The sequence below is a fragment of the Bacillus massiliigorillae genome (assembly GCF_000380245.2).
In the GTDB taxonomy this organism is placed as follows: Bacteria; Bacillota; Bacilli; order Bacillales; family DSM-1321; genus Bacillus_AD; species Bacillus_AD massiliigorillae.
Genome location: NZ_HG428741.1, coordinates 2215170 through 2239182, shown reverse-complemented (window position 1 = coordinate 2239182; position 24013 = coordinate 2215170). Strand labels below are relative to the sequence as shown.

The following is a 24013-nucleotide window of genomic DNA, read 5'->3' as shown; positions in this document are numbered from 1 at the left end:
TTCGTGTTGTCTCGTCAGATTACGTAAGTTTAATAGTTGAATACCACGCTTTTTATATGGCTCTAAATCTTCATTATAATACATCTCGCAGAGATGTTGGGCATCAATGACATCTGTTTTGACTTTACGTAAACTTGAACTTTTGGCTTTATAGGAAATGAGAGGATTCACAATGATTAACAGGTAATTTCTTTTCTCAAAATACTGTACAATTGGAAGATGATAATGCCCAGTAGACTCTAAAACAATCGATGGTTGTGAACCTGATACCTCTTCCACTTCTTTGATAAATGTGTGAAGTTCGTGTAATCCTTCTAGTGTATGTGCTACTTTAAAGCTCTTTTTATAGGGTTTCTTCTTTTCCAAGAATGCTTGTACCTGATTTTCTCCTTTTGCGACATCCAGACCAATGACTGGATTCATGATTATCTCCTCCTCCTTAAAAATTAGCTGGTAACCCCTATATGGTTCCTTATAGTGTCATAGCTTCGCTTGTTATACGAGATCTCAGTCCCAACCAGCTTCAATCATGTTTCTATAAGTAGGGGGCGAACGGTTTAGTTGTCAGGCTTAAATCCCACGGGTGCGGTCGTTCTACCCCAGCTACCATTAGTATTCTAGACCCTAAACAAAAAGGTCAACCAATAACATTGGTCAATCTTATAATACGATCGGGTCCGTTGATCCAAGAAGGATTAACGCTTTTTTAATGAAGTCCTTATTGAACAAGCGGGGCAGTTTAGTTAAAGATATAATTGGTTTTTTATGTTAAAATTTCATCTAAAGGAGCGGAATAAATTGATTGATGAGATTAAGAGTTTTGTAAAAAATTCAAGTGAAGATGAAGTAAGATCACTTTTGTTTCTAATTCTATTTAATATCAATATGATTGAAGAATCGAATTTTTCAGAGGAACAATTTACCCAAAACCTGAAAAAGATTTATAAAGATTTTCTCAATTACCATTCTACAAAAAGTATTACACCTGAAAAGAACTATAAGGTTGCACATATTGTGTTCGGTGATTCACCATCAGGTAGTTTAAAAATGATGTTAAGAGATATGGATTTAGAGGATACTGAAAATGTTATCCATTTTTCAGATTTGTTTTCAATTGGTCCAGTTTGGAAATTGCACGAAGAGATAGGTCTTAACAAACGGGCTGAATGGTTAAAAAATCATATCAATTTTGAAGAAGAATATATAGATAAGTACCAAGATGAATTTACTAATACAATGTTAAAGATTCACTCTATTACTTCAAATACACCAATTGTAATTTGGACAGGAGAAAACTCTCACGAACAAACCGCATTAAGATATGTTTTATATTTATTAAGAGAAAAAACAAACAATATTTTTTTAATTGATACAACTACAACCTATAAAAATACATACCATATGCCAGATGCTGAGTACTATCCTTTACACACAGGAGAAATTATACCTGAGAAATTAAGAATGATCTATGAAGAAAATAGAATGGCTCATCCATTGTCCTGGGAGGAACGTAAAAAATTAGAAGATGAATGGGAAATGATATCTACTAAACAAGAGGTTCTCAGAATATGGGGAAAAGAAGAAATACATAGTGTTGATGAAGGCTATTATGATGACTTTATCATTGATACAACCCTAAACTTACATAATGATCAAGAGGTTAAGGGGTTCCTAAAATCAGCACGAGTTATTGGACAAGTTTTGGGTTATTTAAATCAATATATTGGCGATCTTTATATTGAATATAGAGTTAGACATTTAATAATAAATGGGGTTTTTGAAATACAAGGCATTCCAAAAGCAATGAGATTTTATAGTGTGAAACTACGTTAGGTTACTTTTCTGTATAAAGATAGCATTATTGTAATGATTGAAACGCTTTAGTCAAACAAAGGTAACCAAGCTTGTGAATAGATGTACTTAAAACTATCAGGTGCATTACTTTAATATCAAGGGCTGTGATCAGCTCTTTTTTTGTTATGCAGCTAACGGAGCAGGTTAGTTGAAGAGTGTTGTTTATCTTGTGTTCCACAATCGGGCCATTTAATTGAATAAGTGAATATCTGCATCTGTTATAAAGATGAAGTTTTTTTATTAAAAAATGTTGTAACGAAATCAATGATTTTGTGATACATAGGTGAATGACCAGACGGAAAAAGGAGGGTGGCAGTGGATAAGGACAATATATACCAAGATTATGGGGATTTTATTTTCAAATACTTGTTAACTTTGACAAACAACCTTGAGTTAGCAGAGGAGCTAACTCAAGAAACATTTTATCAAGCGATTAAATCCATTAATAACTTTCACGATAATGGTAAAGCCAAGTTTTCCACGTGGCTCTGTGCAATTGCTAAAAACGTATGGCTGCAAGAATTAAACCATAAAAATAAAAACCAACAATTGAAGGACTCACTAAAAGGTGAAAGCACAACATTTTACGACTTGGAAGATGAGTATATAAAAAATGAGGATAAAGTTATGTTTTTTAAAAAGGCTCATCAACTCAGTGAGGATAAACGAGAAATACTTTATTTAAGATTGTTGGGTGACTTATCGTTCAAAGAAATTGGTTTAATTTTTGAAAGGACAGAAAACTGGGCAAGAGTGACTTTTTATAGAGCAAAACTTGAAATCAGAAAGGGTGAGTAGGGTTATGAAACATAGTATATTTAAGGATTTGGCTCCAGCTTATATTGATAAATTAACAAGTGAAGAAACAAACGAACAGATAGAAAGTCATATGGCTCAATGTGAAGAATGCCGAAATTATTTAAATGAAATGAAGGGAGATTTATTTTCAGAAGATGAAAATGAAAGACGAAAGGATAAAAGGAACATTGATTATTTCAAAAAAGTACGCTCCAAAAATAGAAAAAAGATAACAGTTATCGTATCATCACTACTAACAATGTTTCTTGTTCTGATAACTGCTTATTACTTTGTGTTCGTAAATATGTGGCAAGCAAATTCCAATAATGTTGAAACAAACATTCAGAATCAAGGAACGATGGCGAAACTCTTATTCAAAGCAAAAAAGGACAATCATTATATAATTTTAACAGATGCAAAAACGGATAAGGGATATACACATACTATATTTGTGTATGAAAAAAGGAACGATTTCTCTACCCCAGCAAAACTCCTAAAAGATTGGAGTGGCATTTCTTTCACATTTGCAGATGAAAACACATTATTACTGTACAATGGGAAGAAGAAGAAACTAACGGATGAAGATAAGGTAACTATACAATATAAAGATAAAACCGATGTAATACCTATAAAAGATTTATATGATAAAGGTAACGATGCTGAATGATTTAAAAATGGGATAGAAGTTATACCGCAAACGGGCGCGATTAATAAGCTTCACTTTTCTTGTTCAACTATCAGGTGCTTTACTTCAATATCAAGGGCTGGGAACAGCTCTTTTTTGTTATGCAACTATCGGGGCAGCATTCCTGTAATAAATGAAAATGAGATTTGAGTATAAAAAGACCTCTGGATAATATGATGAAAATACCCTGAACGCCTGGCCAGCTTAAGGGACAAAACAATCAAAATCAGGAGGTCCATCATGAATTATAACCAAAATAAGAAGATTGCTCAAATCACTTCAGAAACACTTATTGTCGGTGTTGATATCGCAAAATTCAAACATGTAGCTAGAGCTCAAGATTTCAGAGGATTAGAGTTTGAATCACCTTGTTACTTTGAAAATACGAAAGAAGGATTCCAACAAAATAAAACAAATGCTTATGGCTTTAAAGAAAAAGTCGAAAAGGATTTTGATGTTACTCTTCAAATCCGTGAGGAATAAATAAAAAAAAGAAAAAGCAACAATGTAAGAGAGAGAGTACATTGTTGCTTTTTCTTAATTGTGCATACTATCATTTACTAAAAAGGGGTATTTAGAAAAGTTAAATAGCATCATCAGAAATTATTATAAAATAGTGAATTTGAACTATCAATCCTATATAAAGAGAGGGTGTGTCAGTTTGTTGAAAATATTATTATTATTTATTGAACATGTAAAATTCTTATAACTCAAAAGATTTTTAGGTTTTTATATGATGTGTTTGATATTTCTTATGTTGAAAGAAATTTCACTGATACAATATCAATAAAATAATTGTAGAAAAACAATTTGGTTATTTTTAGATAAATATGTAAAAGCCTTCTTTAAATAATCATATCGGAAAACACTAATGAAGGCGATTGTTACTTGTATTAATAAGCTTTTTCACTGGATTTATGCTTTATTAAAGAAGAAAGAACATTTCCTAGATATAGCTTAGAAAGACTTTTTAACCACATAAAGAAAAACTAATTTAAAAGATGATGCAAACAGACAGGAAGCTATTAATCCGTGTTTAGGACAGTTGGAACATTTATTGAAGGTTGACAATGAGAAAAAAGTTCCGTTTTATAATTGGCTTGAAGAGAGAGAGCCTGAAGAAATAAAGTAAAAAGGATAATGCGGATTTACAACGGTAAAAATATACACAATTATATTCATTACAGTCGATCCTACAACGATATGCTAAATGCCCACAAACCCTTCCTGTGACTAACTTTTAACAAAAGTGTATAAAATGCTGTATAAATAATGTTCATACAAAAAGCCACGAAACGTTGATTTTACAACGTTCGTGGCTTTTTTATGTGCCCCCAAACTTTCATTTGGGAACGTTATTTTGTATGTGTTTGTATGAAACAAAAACTTATTGCACCAATGCACCTTGTTTGTTTAAGTAAATTGTTTTACAAATAATTGGAATTCATCTTCCGCCATGCTTGGTACTAGATTATTATCTACTATTAGACCTAACGTTTTTGCAGGGCCATGGAATATAACGTTAATTAAAAATTTGGCAAGATATTCGTTATTGATTGGCTCTTCAGATTGATAGGTGTATTCTGCTAAATTTAATGAAATGGATGTGAAAAATATAATAAATAAATCAGTTGGAATAGTTAGTGCATTTATTTCGAGTTTTGGAAAAATCTTGTCAACCAAAACCCTTTTTAATGTTTCGCGTAGCTTTGTTTGAAACGATGTACTATGGCTTGAGCTCATTAGTAGTTGCACGAGTTCTTTATTCTCCTCGTAGCATTTCAAAATATATACGACTGTATTGTAACGTGACTGAATAAATTGTTTATCGAAATTCTCTTTAGGAATATTGTTGACTAGCACATCTTTAATTTTTTCAATCATTTCGTCTTCAAAGCTGTTCATCATATCAAACTTATCGGCAAAGTGTAAATAAAACGTACCTCGGTTTAAGTCGGCACGGTCAACGATTTCGTTAACCGTCATGTTTTGAAAATCTTTTTCTTTGGACAGCTCAACACAGGCATCAAAAATTGCTTTCCTTGATTTTCTTTTTCTTCGATCCATAGCAATTCACCTCATTTGACCACTATTTTATAATCAACATAGTCATAAATCAACAAAATGTTAATGAACATTTCCTTTTCTATTGTTGATTAATATATAAAAGTGTCAATTTTGATTATGGTAGTTAAAATACATAAATAATAAAATACAAATAGAACGTTAAACAACAATATGTTTATTAAAAGGAGATTATTTTGTGGAGAAATTAGTAAATTCAAATCGCATTTTTATAATGCCGATTATTTCCATCATTATTTTGGGATTAATTTTTATGCTAGCAAATTTTCCGACAGTAAAAATGAGTCCGGAAAATTTACCAATTGGTTTAGTTGTTGCAGATGAAGGTGAAGAGGGCGCAACATTAGCGCAAGCATTGTTAGCAAATGCACCAGAAATCGTTAAGTTTACGAAATATGATTCAATTGATGCGTTAACTATTGCAATGGATGAGCGCGAAGCTTACGGCGCATTAGTCATTCCAGCTAACTTTTCAAGCAAGGTAGGGACATTACAAAACGAGACACCTGAGAAAGCTACCGTACAAATCATCGTAAACGAAGGTGCAAACACAACAGCTGCAACAGTTGTACAAACAGCGTTAACGACGATGGTATCCACGTTAAATACAAATTTAAGTACGCAAATGTTAACAGAAGTACAATCAAAAACGGATGAAATAAAAAATAATTTAGCACCCGTCTTACAAGCGCAAGGTGAAAATAGCCCACTAGCACAAATCGGTGCCATGATTTCACCAATTCAGCCGAGTAAAGTACAGGATTTCGCAAATCCAATTCAATCAGAAATTATTAAAGTGCATGAGGTAGGAAGTTTAGCGAGTGCGCCTTTAGCATTACTAACGGTGACATGGTTTTCCAGCCTTATCGGAGCAGTCATGCTGTACTTGTCAGGTAATAAACGTACATTCACCTCAAAAGGAAAAAAATTAAAATTCAACACGATTCAATCAGTGATGGCGTTCGTATACGCGCTTGTAGCAGGTTATGTTACAACATGGTATTCAACATGGATTTTAGAATTAGACTATGCAGACTTTAATCGTGTCGCGTTATTTGTAGCACTAGCAGTTTCAGCGTTTATTTTTATGATTTTTGCGACACTGCGTTGGTTAAAGCTACCAAGCATTATTATCTATGTACTATTACTGTTCTTCAGCATAGCTGCTGTGCAATTAGCACCAGAAATGATCCCGTCATTCTATAGAGACTATATCGTTTCATGGTTACCGTTACGCTTCTTCGTGGAAGGCTTAAAAGACGTGTTATTCTTTAGTAAAGAAGTATTCAACAGTTACGGACTCGTACTTGTATGGATTTTAGTTGTTGGATTGGTACTTGTATGGATTAAAAATTTAGTTGAAAAAGTGAAAACAGCGTAATGTTAAAGCCATTTTGCCTAGGCAAAATGGCTTTTCTTAAAAAAGATCAAGAAACTTATTGGTTCAAAATGGACATCTGGCAGGTGTTATTGATATTGGAATCTTAGGTACATGAAATCCTGCGAATAAGAGGGTATTCGAGAGAAAATCGTATTAAACTGAGGGAGTTTAGGTTCTTTTAAAAAAGATATTAAGATATTGATTTGTATATTTGCTTTTTTAAAATAATATAAATGTGTCAATTTTAATACCAGTGAATAGTAAAGATGTTGAACTTATTTTAGGAGAGGGGTAAGGACTACAAATGTTATTACATATAGGGCTAGATGTCGGATCTACCACTTCAAAAATTATTGCAATAAATAAAAATGAAGAGATAGTTTATCAAAAGTATCTTAGACATTTTTCTGATGTGAAAAATACAACAAATCAATTGTTAAAAGAACTAGTATCACTTTTTCCAGATGCCAAGGTCACAATGAATATTTCTGGGTCAGCTGGGATATCGATGGCTAAACAAGCTGGTATTCCTTTTATTCAAGAAGTGATTGCCTGTACAGAGGCAGTCGAAAGAAACATTCCACAGACGGATGTAGTGATTGAGCTCGGAGGAGAGGATGCAAAGATTATTTATTTTAAAAATGGCATTGAGCAAAGAATGAATGCAGCATGTGCAGGAGGAACTGGTGCATTTATTGACCAGATTGCAGCTCTTATCCAAGTTGATGCAATGGGTTTAAATACTCTTGCACAGTCACATGAAAAGATTTATCCAATTGCGTCTCGATGTGGAGTATTTGCTAAAACTGATGTACAGCCACTTTTAAATGAAGGAGTTCGAAAAGAAGATATTGCAGCTTCTGTTTTTCAAAGTGTCGTATCTCAAACAGTTAGTGGATTAGCGTGCGGACGTCCAATAAGAGGAAAGGTTGCATTTCTAGGTGGACCGTTAACCTATTTATCTGAGCTTCGTCAACGATTTATTGAAACATTACAATTATCAAAGGATGATGTCATTTTTCCTTCAAACAGCCAATACTATGTTGCGATAGGTGCAGCAATAAGCAGTCAGAAGAATGATTCCATCCATCTTGATGATTTATGCGCTCGTTTTGATCGTGTATCCTTATCATCAAATAATAAGGAAATAACTCGATTACCTTGTTTATTTGAAAACGAGGAAGAACTGAAAAGGTTTCGTGCCCGTCACGAGCAAGCTACAGTAAGGAAGGGTAATCTAGCTTCATATAAAGGAGCAGGATATTTAGGAATTGATGCGGGCTCAACAACAACCAAAATTGCTTTGATAGGAGAAGATAACGAGTTATTATATACTTTTTATGAAAGTAATAAAGGGAAGCCCCTGCAATCAGTATTGGATGGGCTAGAGCATTTATATCGAATCATGCCAAAGGATATGTATATATCAAAATCAGCTGTAACTGGATATGGTGAAGGTTTAGTGAAGGCGGCTTTAAAAATTGATATTGGTGAAATTGAAACGGTTGCACATTATAAAGCAGCAGCTAATTTTTCTTCAGATGTAGATTTTATTCTTGATATAGGTGGTCAAGATATGAAATGTATCAAAATAAAGAATGGTGCAATCGATCAATTATTGCTGAATGAAGCATGCTCAGCAGGATGTGGTTCATTTTTGGAGAGCTTTGCGAAATCACTTCATTTATCAATTGATCAATTTGCTGAAGAAGCTTTGCTTGCGGATCAACCAGTCGATTTAGGATCTAGATGCACAGTATTTATGAATTCAAAGGTAAAACAAGTACAAAAAGAAGGTGTAACGTTATCTAATCTTTCAGCTGGACTATCATATTCCGTAATAAAAAACGCTATACAAAAAGTAATGAAGCTACGTAATACAGAGGAATTAGGGGAGAAGATAATTGTTCAGGGGGGAACGTTCTATAACGAAGCGGTTCTTCGCGCATTTGAATTGTTAATCGGAAAAGAGGTCATTCGTCCCAATATTGCAGGGATGATGGGAGCTTATGGCTGTGCGTTACTAGCTAAAGAACAAAAGGACGATAGAGTCAGTACAATTGTAGGAATGGACGAGATTAAGGCTTTTTTTTGTGAAATATCTCACAGTCGCTGTGGATTATGCGGGAATAATTGTTCATTAACGATTAATCGTTTTAAAGATAAACGTTTTTTCATTACTGGAAATCGATGTGAACGAGGTGGAAGAAAAAGGAGAAAAAATAAAAGTTTACCTAATTTGTATAATTATAAATACGAACGGATTTTCGAATATTCTCCTTTACTAAATGATCAAGTAAAACGTGGGAAGGTTGGTATACCTCGAGTATTAAATATGTATGAAAATTATCCATTTTGGTACACCTTTTTCACGGAACTTGGATATGAAGTGGTATTGTCTCCACGCTCTAGTAAAAAAATTTATGAGCGAGGGATGGATTCTATTCCTTCAGAATCTGTATGTTATCCGGCTAAACTAACTCATGGTCATATTGAATCATTAATTGATTTGGATGTGGATTTTATTTTCTATCCTGCGGTTGTCTTTGAGAAAAAAGAAGCAGAAGAAGCAAACAATCATTTTAATTGTCCAGTCGTTACTTCTTATCCTGAGGTTATTCGAGTGAACATGGATCGTATAAAAGACAAGGGAATACCTTTTATTCAACCTTTCTTAACTTTACACAATGAAAAGGCGTTGAAGAAGGAATTAGCCATACAGTTTAGTGACATTTCGAAAAAAGAAATCTATTTAGCGGTGGAAAAAGCATTGCAAGAAGCTGAAAGGGCCCGGAAAGATATTCAAAGAAAGGGTGAGGAAACTTTACGTTATTTAAAGGAGACAGGGAAAAAAGGAATTGTACTTGCTGGTAGACCTTATCACATTGATCCAGAAATAAATCATGGTATTTCTGACTTAATAACTAGCTACGACATGGCAGTGTTAACAGAAGATTCTATCGCTCATCTAGCTGAAGTGAAAAATGATATTCACGTGGTCAATCAGTGGACCTATCACTCTCGTCTTTATCGAGCAGCGAGAGTAGTAGCTTTAAAAGATAATCTAGAGCTAGTTCAATTAACATCATTTGGCTGTGGGTTAGATGCTGTGACATCTGATGTAGTTCAAGACATATTAGAAAATCATCAAAAAATGTATACACTGATAAAAATAGATGAAATACATAATTTGGGGTCTGCTCGAATACGTATTCGTTCCTTACAAGCAGCCATGAAGCAGCGTTCAAGAAATAATGGTAAGATGCTCCATTCGAAAACAGAAAAACAAATTGTTTCTTTTATGAAGGAAATGAAAAAGGATTATACAATTCTTATTCCACAGATGTCTCCTATTCACTTTCCTTTATATGAAGCGGTATTGAAGGATGAAGGCTATCAAGCAGAGTTATTACCTACTGTGTCGGAAGAAGCAGTGAATGAAGGATTACGTTCTGTGAACAATGATGCTTGTTATCCAGCTATTTTAACAACTGGTCAATTAGTTCATGCATTAAAAAGTGGAAAGTATGATGTTAATCGCACAGCGGTCATTATGTCACAAACAGGCGGTGCTTGTCGAGCGACGAATTATATCACATTATTGAGAAAAGCCTTGAAGGATGCTAATTTAGAACAAGTTCCCGTTATTTCTCTTAATGCAGTTGGCATTGAAAAACATCCTGGATTTAAATTGAGCTATTCAATGATAAAAAAGTTAATTGTTGCAACTTGCTATGGTGACGCCTTAATGCGACTTACGAATAGAATTCGACCATATGAAATAGTAAAAGGTAACACAGACAAGTTATTTAATTATTGGATGAGCATTTGTATAGAATCAATGAGTTCCTTTCGTTTTAGTGAGTATTGTCAGATTCTAAAAAAAATGATTACACAGTTTGATGCGGTACCTATTTCTTCTCAAAAAAAGCCTCGAGTAGGAGTCGTTGGAGAAATATTAGTGAAGTTTCATCCAAATGCAAATAACCAAATTATACAGCTAATCGAACAGGAAGGTGGGGAAGCTGTTGTACCAGATATTCTCGACTTTTACTTATATTGTACATTTGACAGTGTGTATAAAGGAACTCACTTAGGAAAGAGTAAAATATCTGTTCCAGTTAGCCATAGTTTTATTCGTTATATAGAATATTATCGTAAACCATTAAAAGATGCTTTAAGACAAAGTGAAAGGTTTTCCACTCCACTTACAATTTATCAGCTTGCTGATAAAGCAAGTAATCTTTTATCTATTGCCAATCAGGCTGGAGAAGGATGGTTTTTAACTGCAGAAATGATGGAGTTAATTGAAGATGGTGTTACTAATATAGCATGCGTCCAGCCATTTGCTTGTTTACCGAATCATGTAACGGGTAGGGGTATGATTAAAGGATTAAAGAGTCTATATCCCCATGCAAATATAACGGCTATTGATTACGATGCCAGTGAATCTGCGGTTAATCAGGTAAATCGTTTGAAGCTAATGCTGGCAACAGCTTTTAAAAATATGGAAAGAGAAACTGTTACCGAATAGAGCATATTTTTACGTATGTTATTACTATGTAAGTGGTTGTAACTTATTATCTGAAAAAATTCTACTACGATACGGCATTATCTGCATCTCCTACAACTTTTACAACAATGGAAAAGTTAGCTGGAACGACTCAAATATTATTTGGTAGTGACTATGTTTTTGCCAATGAGGTTTTCACCCCGTTTATCGGGATAAACGCACCTTCAGTGTTACCTAATCTAATTGAATGGGCTACAAAGTTCATTCTACCTTGGATAGTACTATATTGGATAATTAGATTGGTTAAATGTCTAGAAAAAATAAATAGCTTCTCAAAGAGGTTTGATATGTATGGACTTATTATGGGAGGAAAAATATGCTTAAAACTTCAAGAATTATCCTAACAATTATTACTGTAGGTTTATCTGCTTACGCCTTGATAACTGAAAAGTATGATTATAATTCTTATACACTTTTGTTGTTAGGATTTATTATGTTATTAATGGGATTAGAAGAACTTCAAAAAGACCGAAAAAACTTTTGGGGATACATAGGTATTATTGCTTCGGTATTTGTTTTTTTTGTTTCTATTAAGGTGTTTTTATTCAGCTAACGGGTGCTAGAGCTGAACAAGGCTGTCATTTAGACAGCTTTTTCTTTTTGGACTAACGGGGCAGGATAGTTGAAAAAGAAATTACACTAATATGTAATATAGATATAATATAGGCAGATAAGGATGTGGAATTGTAAAATGCCATTAGTAGAAATATTCGTTGTTGTGATGATAATAACTGTCCTAGTCTCAGATGTATGGGATAACTTTATTCGAAAATGTTTTAGACTAAAAAAAGTAACTAAAAGAAAAGAATTCTTTACTAAATATGAAATGTGGGTAAAACTATTTATACTTCTTTTATTCGCTGTTTTTTCTAATCTTGTAGGAATAGAATCCCCCTACGTGTTTATTGTGATTTTTATATTCGGTGTAACTTTTTATGGGTTTGAAGCTATATTAGAGAAAAAATATATTGAAAATTCCAAAGAGTATTTACTTACATTTTTTATAGGATTATCTAAGGCTCTTATCTTAATGATACTAACTGTTATATATAATTTATAAGATTATCATCTTTCAAAACTATAGAAGTTTGTGAAAGGATGTACTTAAACTATCGGGTGCTAGAGTTGAAGAACAAGGCTATCCATTTGGGCAGTCTTTTCTTCTTATGCTGCTAACGGGGCAGGTTAGTGGAAGAGAGTATAACTGAAAGGTAATCTATATATGGTTTTATTGGCAGAGTAGATGATTGACATTATTTTTTTATATTAGACGTCTAAATGATCTCATTTACTACAACAACAATTTTTATTTCTAAAATAGGAAGATAATGGTATTATAGGTACGTATGTTCTTAATTTAAATTCTTCCAAGGCAGTGATTTTTTTTGAAGGATTACTGTAATAAGCATCAGCGCTTGTTTTCATTAAAGGGCCAAATTGTGTTAAAGAGATTTTCATATCCGTATAAAAGCAATAATAAAAAAGGAGAATTAATATGCTTAAAATGTTTTTAGCATCTTCGTTTAAAGATGTAGTTGGTCTATTTAGAAAATTTGCTGATGAAGACTTAAAAGGGAAAACTCTAACGTTTATTCCTACTGCCAGTATTCCAGAAGAGGTAGTTCACTATGTTGATACAGCAAAAGAAGAATTCAAAAAGTTGGGCGTGGTCCTTGAAGAACTCGATGTTGCTGTAGCATCGCCAGAAGAGATTAAAGAAAAATTGGAACGAAACGATCTTATTTATGTATCAGGAGGAAATACTTTTTTCTTGTTGCAAGAGTTGAGAAGATCCGGAACAGATAAGATAATAAAAGAACAAGTTGATTCAGGAAAATTGTATATTGGAGAATCAGCAGGAGCTATAGTAACTTCCCCTAATATAGAGTATATAAGATTTATGGACGATAAAGAAAAAGCTACTCAATTGAAAACGTTTGAAGGTTTAAACTTAGTGGAATTTTATCCAGTTCCTCACTATAGTAACGAGCCATTTAAGGACTCGACATCGGCTATAATTGCTCATTATGATTCCGCGTTAAACCTTTTACCCATCTCAAATACACAAGTAATTAAAGTTAAAGAAAACGATGTAATTGTTTGTGAATAAAACTCAATTAACGGGTGCATTACTCTAATATCAAGGGCTGTGATCAGCTCTTTTTTGTTATGCAGTTAACGGGGCAGGATAGCTTAATAAGTATTTTACTTTTTATGGTAAAATAATGGTGATATTTCTTGAAGGTGGGAGGATTATTTTTTGAGGAAATCTTATATCATAACTGTCATTGTATATGCATTGTCTTTGATACTAATAAGCTATGCTATATTAGAATCCCTAATTTACTCATCAATGGAACCAGTATTTCCAAACTCTAAATTTATAGAGACTCTTATTATAATGATTGCAATCAGTTGGACAATTGGGATTTTAGTGAAAAAGTATATTAAGAAATCCGCGAACGGAAATAAGAAAATTGAAACAAATTTAAAAACCCTATTTCTTTATGGAACTGTCTCAGCATCAGTGTTCATATTAGGCTTATTCATGTTAGTTTGACTTAATAAGACCTGAAGAGGGTTAATGCGTTTTAATACTAAAATGGAAAATGTATATCTCAATTGAAGTTATAGGTGCTAGTGATTAAGATAAAAGCTGCTAATAAGCAGTCTTTTTGCTTTGGAACAAACGGAGCAGTTTAGAACGTACCAGATAATGTATTTTATTTAAAAGAATGGTAAAATTTATATAAGTTTAATAGGGGGAATATATTATGAAACCAAGCTTTAAAAACGAATTATATTCTTGGAGAAATTCTATATTATTTGCATTAATACTTGGAACAATCCTATTATCAGCTTGTAGTGAGGAAAAAACTGAACAAAATGTTATAGAAAATAAGACTGTTAATGATAAAGTAATTGTCGATGACTCAAGTAATGAATTAACCCCTTTTGAACTGTCTGCTAAAGAAGAAGAGGTTTATAGCCAATTTCAAAAAGATTTAAGTTTAAAACATCTAAGTGAATTTGAACCAATAAGTATTGCGAAACTATATGTTAAAGCAAGGTTGGATAAAACATATGATGTTGTATATGCCTTATATACAGACAGAGAAGGGTATGTTCAATGGTCAAAAGAAGAAGATGAAAAAATTCCTGAATCTCACAGAGGTTCTGCTAAACAAATCATCAAACAATTCAAGAATATTGATAAAGGTACATTCTTACAAACGAGTGATTATGAAGGATGTATTGAATATGATTCAGGCGCAGGAACAAATGGTTTTCAGATGATTAAAAATGTAGATGGAATTTGGCAAGTGTCATTTAGGCCTATTCAATAAAAGCTTCATTTTGATTATATCTATTGAGTATTTAATAAATTTTATATACGTAGTTTGTGAATATATGTACTTAAACAAACAGGTGCTTAGTTCAATAAGAATTAAACAACTTTATTAATGATTTTTAAGTACAAATACCTTTTAAATATATAGAAATTAAACAACTTTATTGTTGCCAATCATAAGGAATGAAGTATTTTATTTATCGATAAAAAATAAAAATAAAAAATACTTTTAACATAAATAATGTTCATTTATGTTAAAAGTATTTTAAATATCACATATTTAAAATCATAATTTAGTATTTAAATAAGACCGTATTCGTATGGAAACCCGAACCTACAGTCCAAAATAAGATATAATCTCCTCGTTTTACTTTACCACTGTTTATAGAGTCATATAGAGCGAATATAGGAGAACTAGTTCCTGTATAACCATACTTATCTCCCGAATAAGCGACTTTATCTTCATCAATGTTCAAAGATTCACTAATAACCTTTACATCGGCTAGAGAAAACTGAGAGAAGCAGAATAAAGCAATATCTGAAATAGTCAGATTATTTCTATTTAAAATAGTAGAAATTGAGTCACGAGCAGAGAAATTACTATGGTCAGTAGAGAACGGTGTCCACTGTAAATAGTTATTCGTTTGATTCTGCATTAACATTTTCGTTAAGCCTTCTTTAGGGAATACCATTTTATCTTTTACGACAGGGTTAGTATGACCTATAGAATCAATAAACCCAATATTAGATTCGTCAGTAGTTGATTCTAGAATAATAGCAGATACTCCATCACCAAAGTTAGGGTATGCGATTTCGTTATCAGGGTCAGCGTACACGTTTAAGAAGTCACCACCGACAATTAACACTTTATCTATGTCTCTACTAGTCATAATGTATCTACTCGCTATATCAATAGCTGTTACCATACCACTACAGTTATCATTAATATCTAATGTTTTTGTATATAAGTCAGCTCCGATATGTTCATGGATAAGCGTAGCATTAGTAGGCGCTAAATATTCAGGAGTTTGCGTAGCGTAGATAATTAAATCGATATCCTTACCTTTTAGATTATTCTTTTTTAGAATATCAGAAGCTACTTGTTTAGATAAAGAAAATAACGTCGTCTCTTCTTTATCTTTAATTATGAACCTTTTATCTCTTCCCATATGCTTAAGAAAACTTCTAATATCCTTACCTTTAAAATCAAAATGAGTAATATAATAGTCGTTATTTACTTGAAAGTTAGGATGCAGAATCTCAACGTCTTTTAGCTTAACACTTTTCATTTTGGTAATTTACCTACCCTTCAACGTCAATAAAATAATGGTTTAGGATAAGTGGAAATATTTACGGTTATCCATTGTTATCTCCACTTACCTTTTTTTTTTACTTCTAAACGTACTTAGTGATTCACAATACTAATACTACTAACTTAATTCATGCAAATTAAGTTAATTACATTAACTTAGCTGACTTTTCTACACCTTTAGTGATAGTAGATAGTTGATTAAGTTGAATACTACGAGCTAATCGAAGAACCTGAGAACCTAATACAACACTGTCTCCACAATTTACAGTAACTTTTTTAAATCCAGTTTGTTTATATACTTTTAAAGCGTCTTCTAGTGTAGATACAAGGTCTTTAGATACAACTTGGAAACTAGAAGCGTCGATATGTATTTCGAATGAACTAGGTTGAATACCCACCATAGCTTTACCAAAATCGGTTGCAAATTGTTTTGTTTCTTCCAAGCTTAGTTTAGGACTTAATAATTTTAAATTAATTCTTTTTACAGCCGTACTAGTAGTTAATGAATAAGGTTTAATTGATGCGTTCATAATGAATTCCTCCAATAAATTAGATTAAGTTAGTTTTAGTTTTGATGTTAGAAACCTCTAGTATCTCCACTATGTAAACGAATGAATTAAATAAATATGCTAATAGTACTATGTTTAATTATCACTATTACTATTAATTATTCGGTTTAATATTAGATAAGTTTAGTAAAAGTGGAAAATACTAAGATTATTGAACTATATTGGTATTTTTTGTTTCTTTCAATCTCTACGCATATAAATGTAAGTAGCTGCTTTGACGGTACTCTCTGCACGTTCAAAAGTTGTTGCTTGTACTTCATGTTTCTGAAAAAGAATCAGTTATTAATCTGGCCATTATGGAGCTTGCTTCTATCTCAGAAGAAAATGCTGCAAGTATTGAACAGATATCCGCTTCAACGGGGCAATTTAGTGGAAGAAGGTATTTCTATATTTTCACTTGAATATATCTATAAAAAGACTATAAGATGGAGGGCTGTTTATGGCATTAGTTTCAATCTATACTGTTGGTAGGCTAAACCATCATTATGACCACCCTACCTCTCGTGAATTTTATCAAGTTGGAAATGGAGTATATCGTCAGGCAACTAAATCAGGACTTATAGAGGCATTTTCGCCTGAAGGAGTCCCTTTCCCTGAAGAAACCGTAAAGGGAAAGGGCTCTCCTATTTTTACTCTTACTGTATGGAGAAATCTTCAATTCTTATATCGCTTTACCTATTCGGGACAGCATATACAAGCATTACGAGATAGAAGCAAATGGATGGAGCAATATCCAGAGAAACACCTTTCTTATGTAGTTTGGTGGACAGAAAAGGTGAAGGATGTCTCATGGGAGGAAGCATTTAAGAGATACAACTATTATATTCTGCATGGCCCAACTCCTTTTGCATTTGATTTTAAGCATACATTTGATGAAAAAGGGGAGAGGATCATGATTAAGTAGCAGGGGTTCACTCTGGAGAGAATTGTGAAGTATTACACTTAAACAAACAGGTGCTTTACTTCAATACCAAGAGCTGAGATCAGCTCTTATTTTGTTATGCAACTAAAGGTGCAGGATAGTGGAAGAAGGATTTTCATAAACAAGTGTTGAATTTATTTTAAATACATTATGTAAGAAGGAGTTATTTACATTGAAGGAAGAACAGCTTGTAAGAGCACTTGAATTAAGAAAAGATGATAAAAAGAAAGAATCAAATCAAATACTTTTAAAATTGGTAGAGGAATATCCTGATAATGCATTTGTTAACTACCAATGCGCTTGGAGTTTTGATGTTTTAGGAGAAGAATCAAAAGCAGTTCCCTACTATGAAGAGGCTATTAAACAAGGGTTATCTGGAGAAAATCTAGAAGGTGCAATAATAGGGCTTGGAAGTACGTATAGAACATTAGGAGAATATGAAAAGTCAAAATATACATTCCTAAAGGGTGTCGAATTATTTCCGAACAATAGAGCAATTCAAGTGTTTTATTCAATGACTTTATATAATCTAAATGAGAATAGAAAAGCAATGGAGATTTTAATAAAAACTGTGTTAGATACCACAACAGACTCTGAAATACTGAGTTATAAAAAAGCGATTAGTTTCTATTCCGATAAATTAGATGAAATATGGAAATAGTTTGTGAATGAATGTACTTAACCTATTGGGTGCTAGAGCTGAAGACTAAGGTTGCCGATGAGCAGCCTTTTTTCGTTATGCAACTATCGATGCAGTTTAGTGGAATAAGGATTTTAATTTACTATGGTGAAATATATAATTAAGGTAAAATCAAAGTATGGAGTTTAATTACCAAGAAATGTTTTGTAGAATGAATGTGAGGGAGGAGAGCCAACTTGGAAATCTCAACAGAAAGATTAATAATTAGACCTTTTAAGAGTACTGATTTACAGGATGTATTTGCTATTTATAATAATGATGATACATGTAAGTTCCTATTACATAATAAGTGGACTCTTGAAGATATGCAGAAAAGATTTAATAAGAAGTTAGCAAACAATGCACTCACTAAAGAATCAATGTTAAGTTTAGCAGTTATATACAAGACTAAAGTAGTTGGTGATCTATCCGTATGGTATACAGATATGAAAGACACTGTTGAGATTGGATATAGTTTTTTAAATGATGTAGCTGGGAGAGGTTTGGCAACAGAAGCAGTAAGTAGTTTGGTATTTAAATTATTTGATGAATTTAATGTACATCGTATTCAAGCTAATCTTGATGCACGGAATACAGCTTCACAAAAATTGTGTGAACGAATAGGCATGAGAAAGGAAGCCCATTTCATACAAGATTTTTGGAATAAAAATGAATGGACAGATAGTATTGTATATGGAATGTTACCCTCCGATTTGTAGTAATAGTTTTAGTTGTTTTTTGTGCTAACGGGTGCAATAGCAGAAGATCAAGGTTATCATTTGATGGTCTTTTTCTTATGCAGTTAACGGGGCAGGCTAGCGCAATAAGATTAATTTACAAAACCAAATAGAAAGTAATCTAATTTATTATTGTTCTTCTTCGCAATTAATATATTTTAATTATGTGCAAAAAGACAGATTTGTTGTAGAGAGATATAATTATTTTATAAAAATATAAAAGAATCTGTTCTTTATGTCAGGGGACTAGTTAAAGTGGAATTTTCTATTATATTAATAGTAATAGGAATCTTTTCTTCCTTTATTGGTACGTTAGCTGGCGGAGGAGGTCTAATAACGTTACCAGCAATGATGCTTGTAGGGATTCCTATTCAAACAGGAATAGCGACGAATAAGTTTTCATCGGGTATCGCCGCATTGACAAGTGTTTCTTATTTGTTGAGAAATAAACAAATTTCTTTTAAAACAATTTGTTTAAATCTTTGTATTGCTTCTATCGGAGGATTTTCTGGAGCAATAATAACTACGAGCATCTCTGAAAAGGAGATGAATTTTATAGCCCTTTTACTGCTTGTTTTTGCATTTTTTGTTACTCTCAATAATAAAAGATGGACAAATAATAATGAAAATAGTAAAAATGTAAAGAAGCAAAGTATTCTATTTCCATATTTAGTAGCTATGTATGATGGTGGATTTGGTCCAGGTTCATCTACATTTGGCATATTATATTATTTAGGTCGAAATGAAACCTATTTAAAAGCTGCACAGTTAACTAGAGTTCTCATTTTAGGGAGTTGTTTTGGAGCTTTTTTAGTATTCTATATTATAGGATTTATTCAATGGAACTACGCTATTGCAATGGCAATTGGTTCAGCAATTGGTTCGCAAATTGGTTTGTTTGCCTTACCACATATTCCGATTAAAGTTGCGAAGAATTTATTGACGTTCATTATTATCCTATTAATAGGACAAGTTATATTTAAATTAGTTTGAACATTGTTAATTTTTAATGAACCAAGGGCATACTTAAACAAGCGAATTCTATTACGTTAGAGCAAGGCTGCCATTTAGGCTGCTTTTTGTTATGGAACAAACAGAGTAGGATAGTGGTATAACAAATCGATATTGCTTTTTAAGGTAATGATGAATATTATTGAAATTTCTATAAAATGTAAATTGTGTTAGTCTTGAAGTGAGGAGATGGAAAAGTAGGTTTTTTTGAGAAAATTATCAATTGTTTTAGGTTAAATCTTTTTTCTTTTTTCTTGTTCGAATGAAAATTCCACTAAAGTTAACAAAGACGGTAATTTTGATAGTGATCCTATGAACCAAAGCAAAGAAATGAAGATAACAAAAGAGTTTGTAGAAAAAAATATAATGATAGGTTTTTCTTACGATGAGATTAGGGAGGTTTTTGGAACCGAACAGCATACTGAGATTATGGATAATACTATGAACTTCCTTTATGATTCAACTAATTATAAGCCATTTTCATCTAAGCGAAAGAAGATAATTTTCATAGAACTAACAGGTGCTAGAGCTGAAGAACAAGACTGTCGTATAGGCAGTATTTTCTTATGCAACCATCGGGGCAAGTTTGTTAAAGAAGGATATTTTCTGTTTTAAGCGAATTAGAATTTCAAACAAACCTTACACGAATATAGGTATTGAAAATAACAGAAATATAGGAGGTATCAGATATGAAGATTAATAGAATAGATCATGTGAGTATAAACGTAAATGATCTTTCAGAGGCTAAAGCGTTTTTTCTTGATTTAGGACTTGAAGTGCAAGCGGAATGGGAATTGGATGGAGTACAGTTGGACAGAATAGTTGGGCTTAATGATGTTAAAACGGCATGTGTAGGATTGGGGATGCCAGATGGTCAAGCATGGATAGAGCTAGTTAAATTTTATACGCCGTCAGATGAAAAAGCTATTCAGCAAACTTTTGCAAATACGCTGGGTATCCGACATATTTGCTTTGCTGTTGAAGATATTGAAGCTATTGTTGCAAAATTGAAAAAGAAAGGCACGGAAATCTTTAGTGAGATTCAACAATATGAAGAAAGTTATAAGTTATGTTACGTTCGTGGTCCAGAGGGAATTATTTTAGAGTTGGCGGAGAAAATTAGATAAATATTGAATGGGGCTTTAAATGATTTGACCTCCAACTTTAAAGATTTCTTATTAAACTATCAGGTAGAATAGAAGAAAATCAGAGCTGTCATGTAGACGGTGTGATTAACACCACAAGCAATCCATGAAAATAGAATATATGATAAAATGTTTATATACCTTATTGAACATTAGCGGTTCAAAAAGTATAGTTTAATGCAGATTATTTATATACAATACTATTGGTAATAATATAAAAGAGGGTGTAGCTATTGGAAAAGTACATTGCACTTTTGCGTGGTATAAACGTGGGAGGTAAAAACAAAATATCTATGGCTGTATTGAAAATGGCTTTTGAAGAAAATGGTTTTTTAGATGTAATTACTTATATCAATAGTGGAAATGTTATTTTTTCTAGCGATATCCAAGATAAAAGTGAACTGATAAGAAAATGTGAATCTACAATAGCAGATAAATTTATGTTAAGTATTCCTGTTACAATTCTATCTGTAAAAGATTTATCGGATACCTTGGAGAATGCGCCAGCATGGTGGAATATAGACAAAGAATCGATAAACTATGCAATTTTTGTAATTCCGCCCGTTAGAGTAGAAGAAGTGTTTGCGGGAGTTGGTGAAGCAAAACCGGAATACGAAAAGGTTGCCCATCGTGGTAGTGTGATTTTTTGGTCTGCTCCTTTGAAGACTTTTTCCAGAGCAAGATGGTCAAAGATTGCCAGTTCATCGGTAAATAATAATGTTACAATTAGAAATGCTAATACGGTAAACAAATTACTTCTACTGACAAAATAAATGGTCGGTAAGTATGGGTTTTATACATTATCTGTATAAAAAAATTTTTGAAATATAGTTTGTTTGCAGTCTGAGACACTATCCGAATAGAGATAAATTATGCAAAAACTAATTAAACTTGTGAATACAATTAAATGAAGCCTCTCCCCCATAAGTTCCAACTGCTCATCGTTCGCCATTAGAAGTGACCGCCATCCCAGATATCGTGCTTCCGACTAAATAGCGCCACACTTCTTGACCCTCTCGATTAATGAAACGTACATAATCCGCATCTCCCAAAATGTGACCATCCTGCAATGCGACAGCTGCATATACCCGCATAATATCGTCAAAGCATTATTTTCTCCATTTCTCTAACGAATTGCTATCATATTCAAAAACAAATTATTCATTTTCGAAAAATAAGTTCAAAATTTATGTTTCTTGATAATAAAGTCATTTAAATCATAATATAATTGTTTGAAAAATAATAAAGTCATTTAAAATTAAAATGTCGATGATGCTATTCAACAAACGGGTAAAGAACTGTTGGGGAACTGAATCTGATGAACTTTGGGAGGTCTGAAATTGTCCATCGAGAAAATCCTATCGATTGTGTCCGTATTGTTCTTTTTGAGTTATTTCATTTTTTTTCTCATACTTCACTTTAAGAAAACAGGCTATCATCCTATTCGACATGCTGTAAGTGATTACGGTGTAGGTGCTACAAAAAATTTATTTTTAATTTACGCTTGGCTCAGCAATTTAGGGGCATTGTCACTTTCTATCGTGTTGTTGAATGTAAAAGATCGCTTCTCCATATCCGCGTCCATTTCGATTTTAATCATTCTAATGGTCATCTCCCGTATCCTCATGTTATTCTTTCCAACTGACCTAGAAGGAGAAAAACTTACGGTTCGAGGAAAACTCCATTACTTATTTGCTATTCTTGCGTTCGCTTTTTCCTATATGGTCATTGATCGTGGAGGAAGTCATTTAAAATTACTGGAAGGTTTTGAAAATCTAAATCCATTTTTTTACATCACAACCATGATTACTACTATCTCGCTTGGGGCTGTAATTGTAACGATGTTCAAGCCGTTGCGATTTATCTTTGGGATTTGTGAGCGAGTGTTCCTGTTGTCAATCAACATTTGGTTTATTGTCGTAAGCATCTGGTTCGTTTACCTTCTATGATAAATAAATATATTGGTAGAAGGTTTTTAACAATTAAACAAACGCGCGTGATTGTTGCATAATGATTGGGTTTTTAAACGACTTTATTGTTATTTTTAAGAGTTCTTATTCAGTAATTGTTCAAAGAATTAAACATCTTTACTTTTACACCGCCCACATTTACGTACGGTGTAATGCGTTTTTCTGCTTTAGGATTAAACATCTTTATTATCATTACATAATTTAGACCAATATATTTTATCATCATTTGTGAATTATCGAGTGCATTACTTCATTTTGAAGCAGCTGCGATTTTTAACATCCCATCTCCTTCAACCGTATATAAGTGGGTCGAATTGTATAATAGGACTGGTATTGACGCTCTAAAATCAAAGAAAAAGGGGCGTCCATCCATGAAAAAAGAATCAATAAAACCAGTATTATTACTGGGTGAAAAATAGGAGTAAACCCGATCCCGATGCTGATTTAAAACAACTCATCCAATCCATTTATGATGAACACAAAGGTCGTTATGGATATCGTCGTATTCGTTATGAATTATGTAACCTTGGACATAAAGTAAACCATAAAAAAAGTACAAAGAATCATGAAAGTCCTTGGTTTAAAATTGTTAGTTCGTATGAAAAAATATCGTCATTGTCTTAGTGAACGTGGTATTACACAGAGTATGTCTCGTAAAGGAAACTGTTACGATAACGCAATGATAGAAAGCTTTTTTGGTATCTTGAAATCAGAATTTCTTTATTTAAAAGAATTTGAGAATGTGGAACATTTTAAACGAGAGTTAGCAAAATATATGATTTATTATAATCACAAACGAATAAAGCGAAAATTAAAAGGCATGAGTCCTGTTCAATACAGAACTCATGCCCAAAAGGTTGCTTAGTAAAATACACGTGTCTAAATTTAAGGGGTCACTTCAATAGGTAGTCTTTTTTGTTATGGCGCTAACGGGCAGGTT

The 24013-nt window shown here is 32.7% G+C and carries 23 protein-coding genes and 2 pseudogenes; 20 read left to right on the top strand and 5 right to left on the bottom strand.

The window, feature by feature from the left end; all coding sequences use genetic code 11:
* On the bottom strand, positions 1-423 hold a 423-nt coding region (locus TX86_RS10375; RefSeq protein WP_042348638.1), incomplete at its 3' end, for an IS110 family transposase.
* A gap of 375 nt (positions 424-798) precedes the next feature.
* On the opposite strand from TX86_RS10375, the gene TX86_RS10370 reads away from it, so the two are divergent.
* The 4 genes and pseudogenes from TX86_RS10370 to TX86_RS10355 form a co-directional block, all read left to right on the top strand.
* Positions 799-1833: a DUF1835 domain-containing protein gene (locus TX86_RS10370; protein ID WP_042348636.1), complete on the top strand. Its 1035-nt coding sequence runs from the start codon at positions 799-801 to the stop codon at positions 1831-1833.
* A gap of 336 nt (positions 1834-2169) precedes the next feature.
* Positions 2170-2652, top strand: coding sequence for an RNA polymerase sigma factor (locus tag TX86_RS10365; RefSeq protein WP_042348635.1), 483 nt, complete (start codon positions 2170-2172; stop codon positions 2650-2652).
* A 4-nt stretch (positions 2653-2656) separates the two neighbouring features.
* Entirely contained in the window at positions 2657-3319 is a 663-nt protein-coding gene (locus TX86_RS10360) for a zf-HC2 domain-containing protein (RefSeq protein WP_042348634.1), read from the top strand.
* Positions 3320-3577: 258 nt separating this feature from the next.
* Positions 3578-3739: pseudogene (locus TX86_RS10355) on the top strand (IS110 family transposase); the annotation flags it as partial.
* 1011 nt (positions 3740-4750) lie between these two features.
* On the opposite strand, the gene TX86_RS25745 reads toward TX86_RS10355, so the two are convergent.
* Positions 4751-5404, bottom strand: coding sequence for a TetR/AcrR family transcriptional regulator (locus tag TX86_RS25745; RefSeq protein ID WP_052343627.1), 654 nt, complete (start codon positions 5402-5404; stop codon positions 4751-4753).
* 196 nt (positions 5405-5600) lie between these two features.
* On the opposite strand from TX86_RS25745, the gene TX86_RS10345 reads away from it, so the two are divergent.
* From TX86_RS10345 to TX86_RS10310, 7 genes are all read left to right on the top strand, one after another.
* Positions 5601-6803 carry an ABC transporter permease gene (locus TX86_RS10345; RefSeq protein ID WP_042348633.1) on the top strand — a complete coding sequence of 401 codons (1203 nt, stop codon included), beginning with the start codon at positions 5601-5603 and terminating at the stop codon, positions 6801-6803.
* 304 nt (positions 6804-7107) lie between these two features.
* Positions 7108-11337 carry a 2-hydroxyacyl-CoA dehydratase gene (locus TX86_RS10340; protein WP_042348631.1) on the top strand — a complete coding sequence of 1410 codons (4230 nt, stop codon included), beginning with the start codon at positions 7108-7110 and terminating at the stop codon, positions 11335-11337.
* A 355-nt stretch (positions 11338-11692) separates the two neighbouring features.
* Positions 11693-11929, top strand: a complete 237-nt coding sequence (locus TX86_RS10330) for a DUF3953 domain-containing protein (protein WP_042348628.1) — start codon at positions 11693-11695, stop codon at positions 11927-11929.
* Positions 11930-12067: 138 nt separating this feature from the next.
* Complete coding sequence (locus tag TX86_RS10325; RefSeq protein ID WP_042348627.1) at positions 12068-12436, top strand: DUF4181 domain-containing protein; 369 nt, start codon at positions 12068-12070, stop codon at positions 12434-12436.
* A gap of 435 nt (positions 12437-12871) precedes the next feature.
* Positions 12872-13486 (top strand): Type 1 glutamine amidotransferase-like domain-containing protein, encoded by a 615-nt coding sequence (locus tag TX86_RS10320; RefSeq protein ID WP_042348625.1) that lies wholly within the window; start codon positions 12872-12874, stop codon positions 13484-13486.
* Positions 13487-13636: 150 nt separating this feature from the next.
* Positions 13637-13936 (top strand): hypothetical protein, encoded by a 300-nt coding sequence (locus TX86_RS10315; protein WP_042348623.1) that lies wholly within the window; start codon positions 13637-13639, stop codon positions 13934-13936.
* Positions 13937-14150: 214 nt separating this feature from the next.
* Positions 14151-14723 (top strand): RNA polymerase subunit sigma, encoded by a 573-nt coding sequence (locus TX86_RS10310; RefSeq protein WP_230203610.1) that lies wholly within the window; start codon positions 14151-14153, stop codon positions 14721-14723.
* Positions 14724-15021: 298 nt separating this feature from the next.
* Here the strand turns inward: TX86_RS10310 and TX86_RS10305 are convergent, their stop codons facing one another.
* The gene (locus TX86_RS10305) at positions 15022-16017 is read right to left on the bottom strand and encodes a 3-oxoacyl-[acyl-carrier-protein] synthase III C-terminal domain-containing protein (RefSeq protein WP_042348621.1); all 996 of its coding nucleotides are present in this window, start codon (positions 16015-16017) and stop codon (positions 15022-15024) included.
* Positions 16018-16186: 169 nt separating this feature from the next.
* The gene (locus TX86_RS10300) at positions 16187-16570 is read right to left on the bottom strand and encodes a hypothetical protein (protein WP_042348619.1); all 384 of its coding nucleotides are present in this window, start codon (positions 16568-16570) and stop codon (positions 16187-16189) included.
* A 478-nt stretch (positions 16571-17048) separates the two neighbouring features.
* Here TX86_RS10300 and TX86_RS10295 point away from each other — a divergent pair, with 478 nt between their 5' ends.
* The 7 genes from TX86_RS10295 to TX86_RS10265 all read left to right on the top strand — a co-directional run bounded on the left by TX86_RS10295 (position 17049) and on the right by TX86_RS10265 (position 21876).
* On the top strand, positions 17049-17513 hold the full coding sequence (locus TX86_RS10295; protein ID WP_042348618.1) for a DUF3291 domain-containing protein: 465 nt from the start codon (positions 17049-17051) through the stop codon (positions 17511-17513).
* A gap of 190 nt (positions 17514-17703) precedes the next feature.
* Positions 17704-18192, top strand: coding sequence for a tetratricopeptide repeat protein (locus tag TX86_RS10290; protein WP_042348616.1), 489 nt, complete (start codon positions 17704-17706; stop codon positions 18190-18192).
* Between the two features lie 215 nt (positions 18193-18407).
* Positions 18408-18929: a GNAT family N-acetyltransferase gene (locus TX86_RS10285; RefSeq protein ID WP_042348613.1), complete on the top strand. Its 522-nt coding sequence runs from the start codon at positions 18408-18410 to the stop codon at positions 18927-18929.
* Between the two features lie 273 nt (positions 18930-19202).
* Positions 19203-19940 carry a sulfite exporter TauE/SafE family protein gene (locus tag TX86_RS10280; protein ID WP_052343626.1) on the top strand — a complete coding sequence of 246 codons (738 nt, stop codon included), beginning with the start codon at positions 19203-19205 and terminating at the stop codon, positions 19938-19940.
* 330 nt (positions 19941-20270) lie between these two features.
* The gene (locus TX86_RS10275; protein WP_042348609.1) at positions 20271-20573 is read left to right on the top strand and encodes a hypothetical protein; all 303 of its coding nucleotides are present in this window, start codon (positions 20271-20273) and stop codon (positions 20571-20573) included.
* A gap of 74 nt (positions 20574-20647) precedes the next feature.
* Positions 20648-21085 carry a VOC family protein gene (locus TX86_RS10270; protein WP_042348606.1) on the top strand — a complete coding sequence of 146 codons (438 nt, stop codon included), beginning with the start codon at positions 20648-20650 and terminating at the stop codon, positions 21083-21085.
* Between the two features lie 251 nt (positions 21086-21336).
* Positions 21337-21876 (top strand): DUF1697 domain-containing protein, encoded by a 540-nt coding sequence (locus tag TX86_RS10265; protein ID WP_042348605.1) that lies wholly within the window; start codon positions 21337-21339, stop codon positions 21874-21876.
* A gap of 165 nt (positions 21877-22041) precedes the next feature.
* Here the strand turns inward: TX86_RS10265 and TX86_RS26700 are convergent, their stop codons facing one another.
* Complete coding sequence (locus TX86_RS26700; protein ID WP_154663097.1) at positions 22042-22197, bottom strand: hypothetical protein; 156 nt, start codon at positions 22195-22197, stop codon at positions 22042-22044.
* A gap of 246 nt (positions 22198-22443) precedes the next feature.
* Here TX86_RS26700 and TX86_RS10260 point away from each other — a divergent pair, with 246 nt between their 5' ends.
* Both TX86_RS10260 and TX86_RS26240 read left to right on the top strand, forming a co-directional pair.
* Positions 22444-23052: a DUF998 domain-containing protein gene (locus tag TX86_RS10260; protein WP_042348602.1), complete on the top strand. Its 609-nt coding sequence runs from the start codon at positions 22444-22446 to the stop codon at positions 23050-23052.
* A gap of 275 nt (positions 23053-23327) precedes the next feature.
* Positions 23328-23938, top strand: a pseudogene (locus TX86_RS26240) (IS3 family transposase); the annotation flags it as partial.
* Positions 23939-24013: the final 75 nt, after the last annotated feature.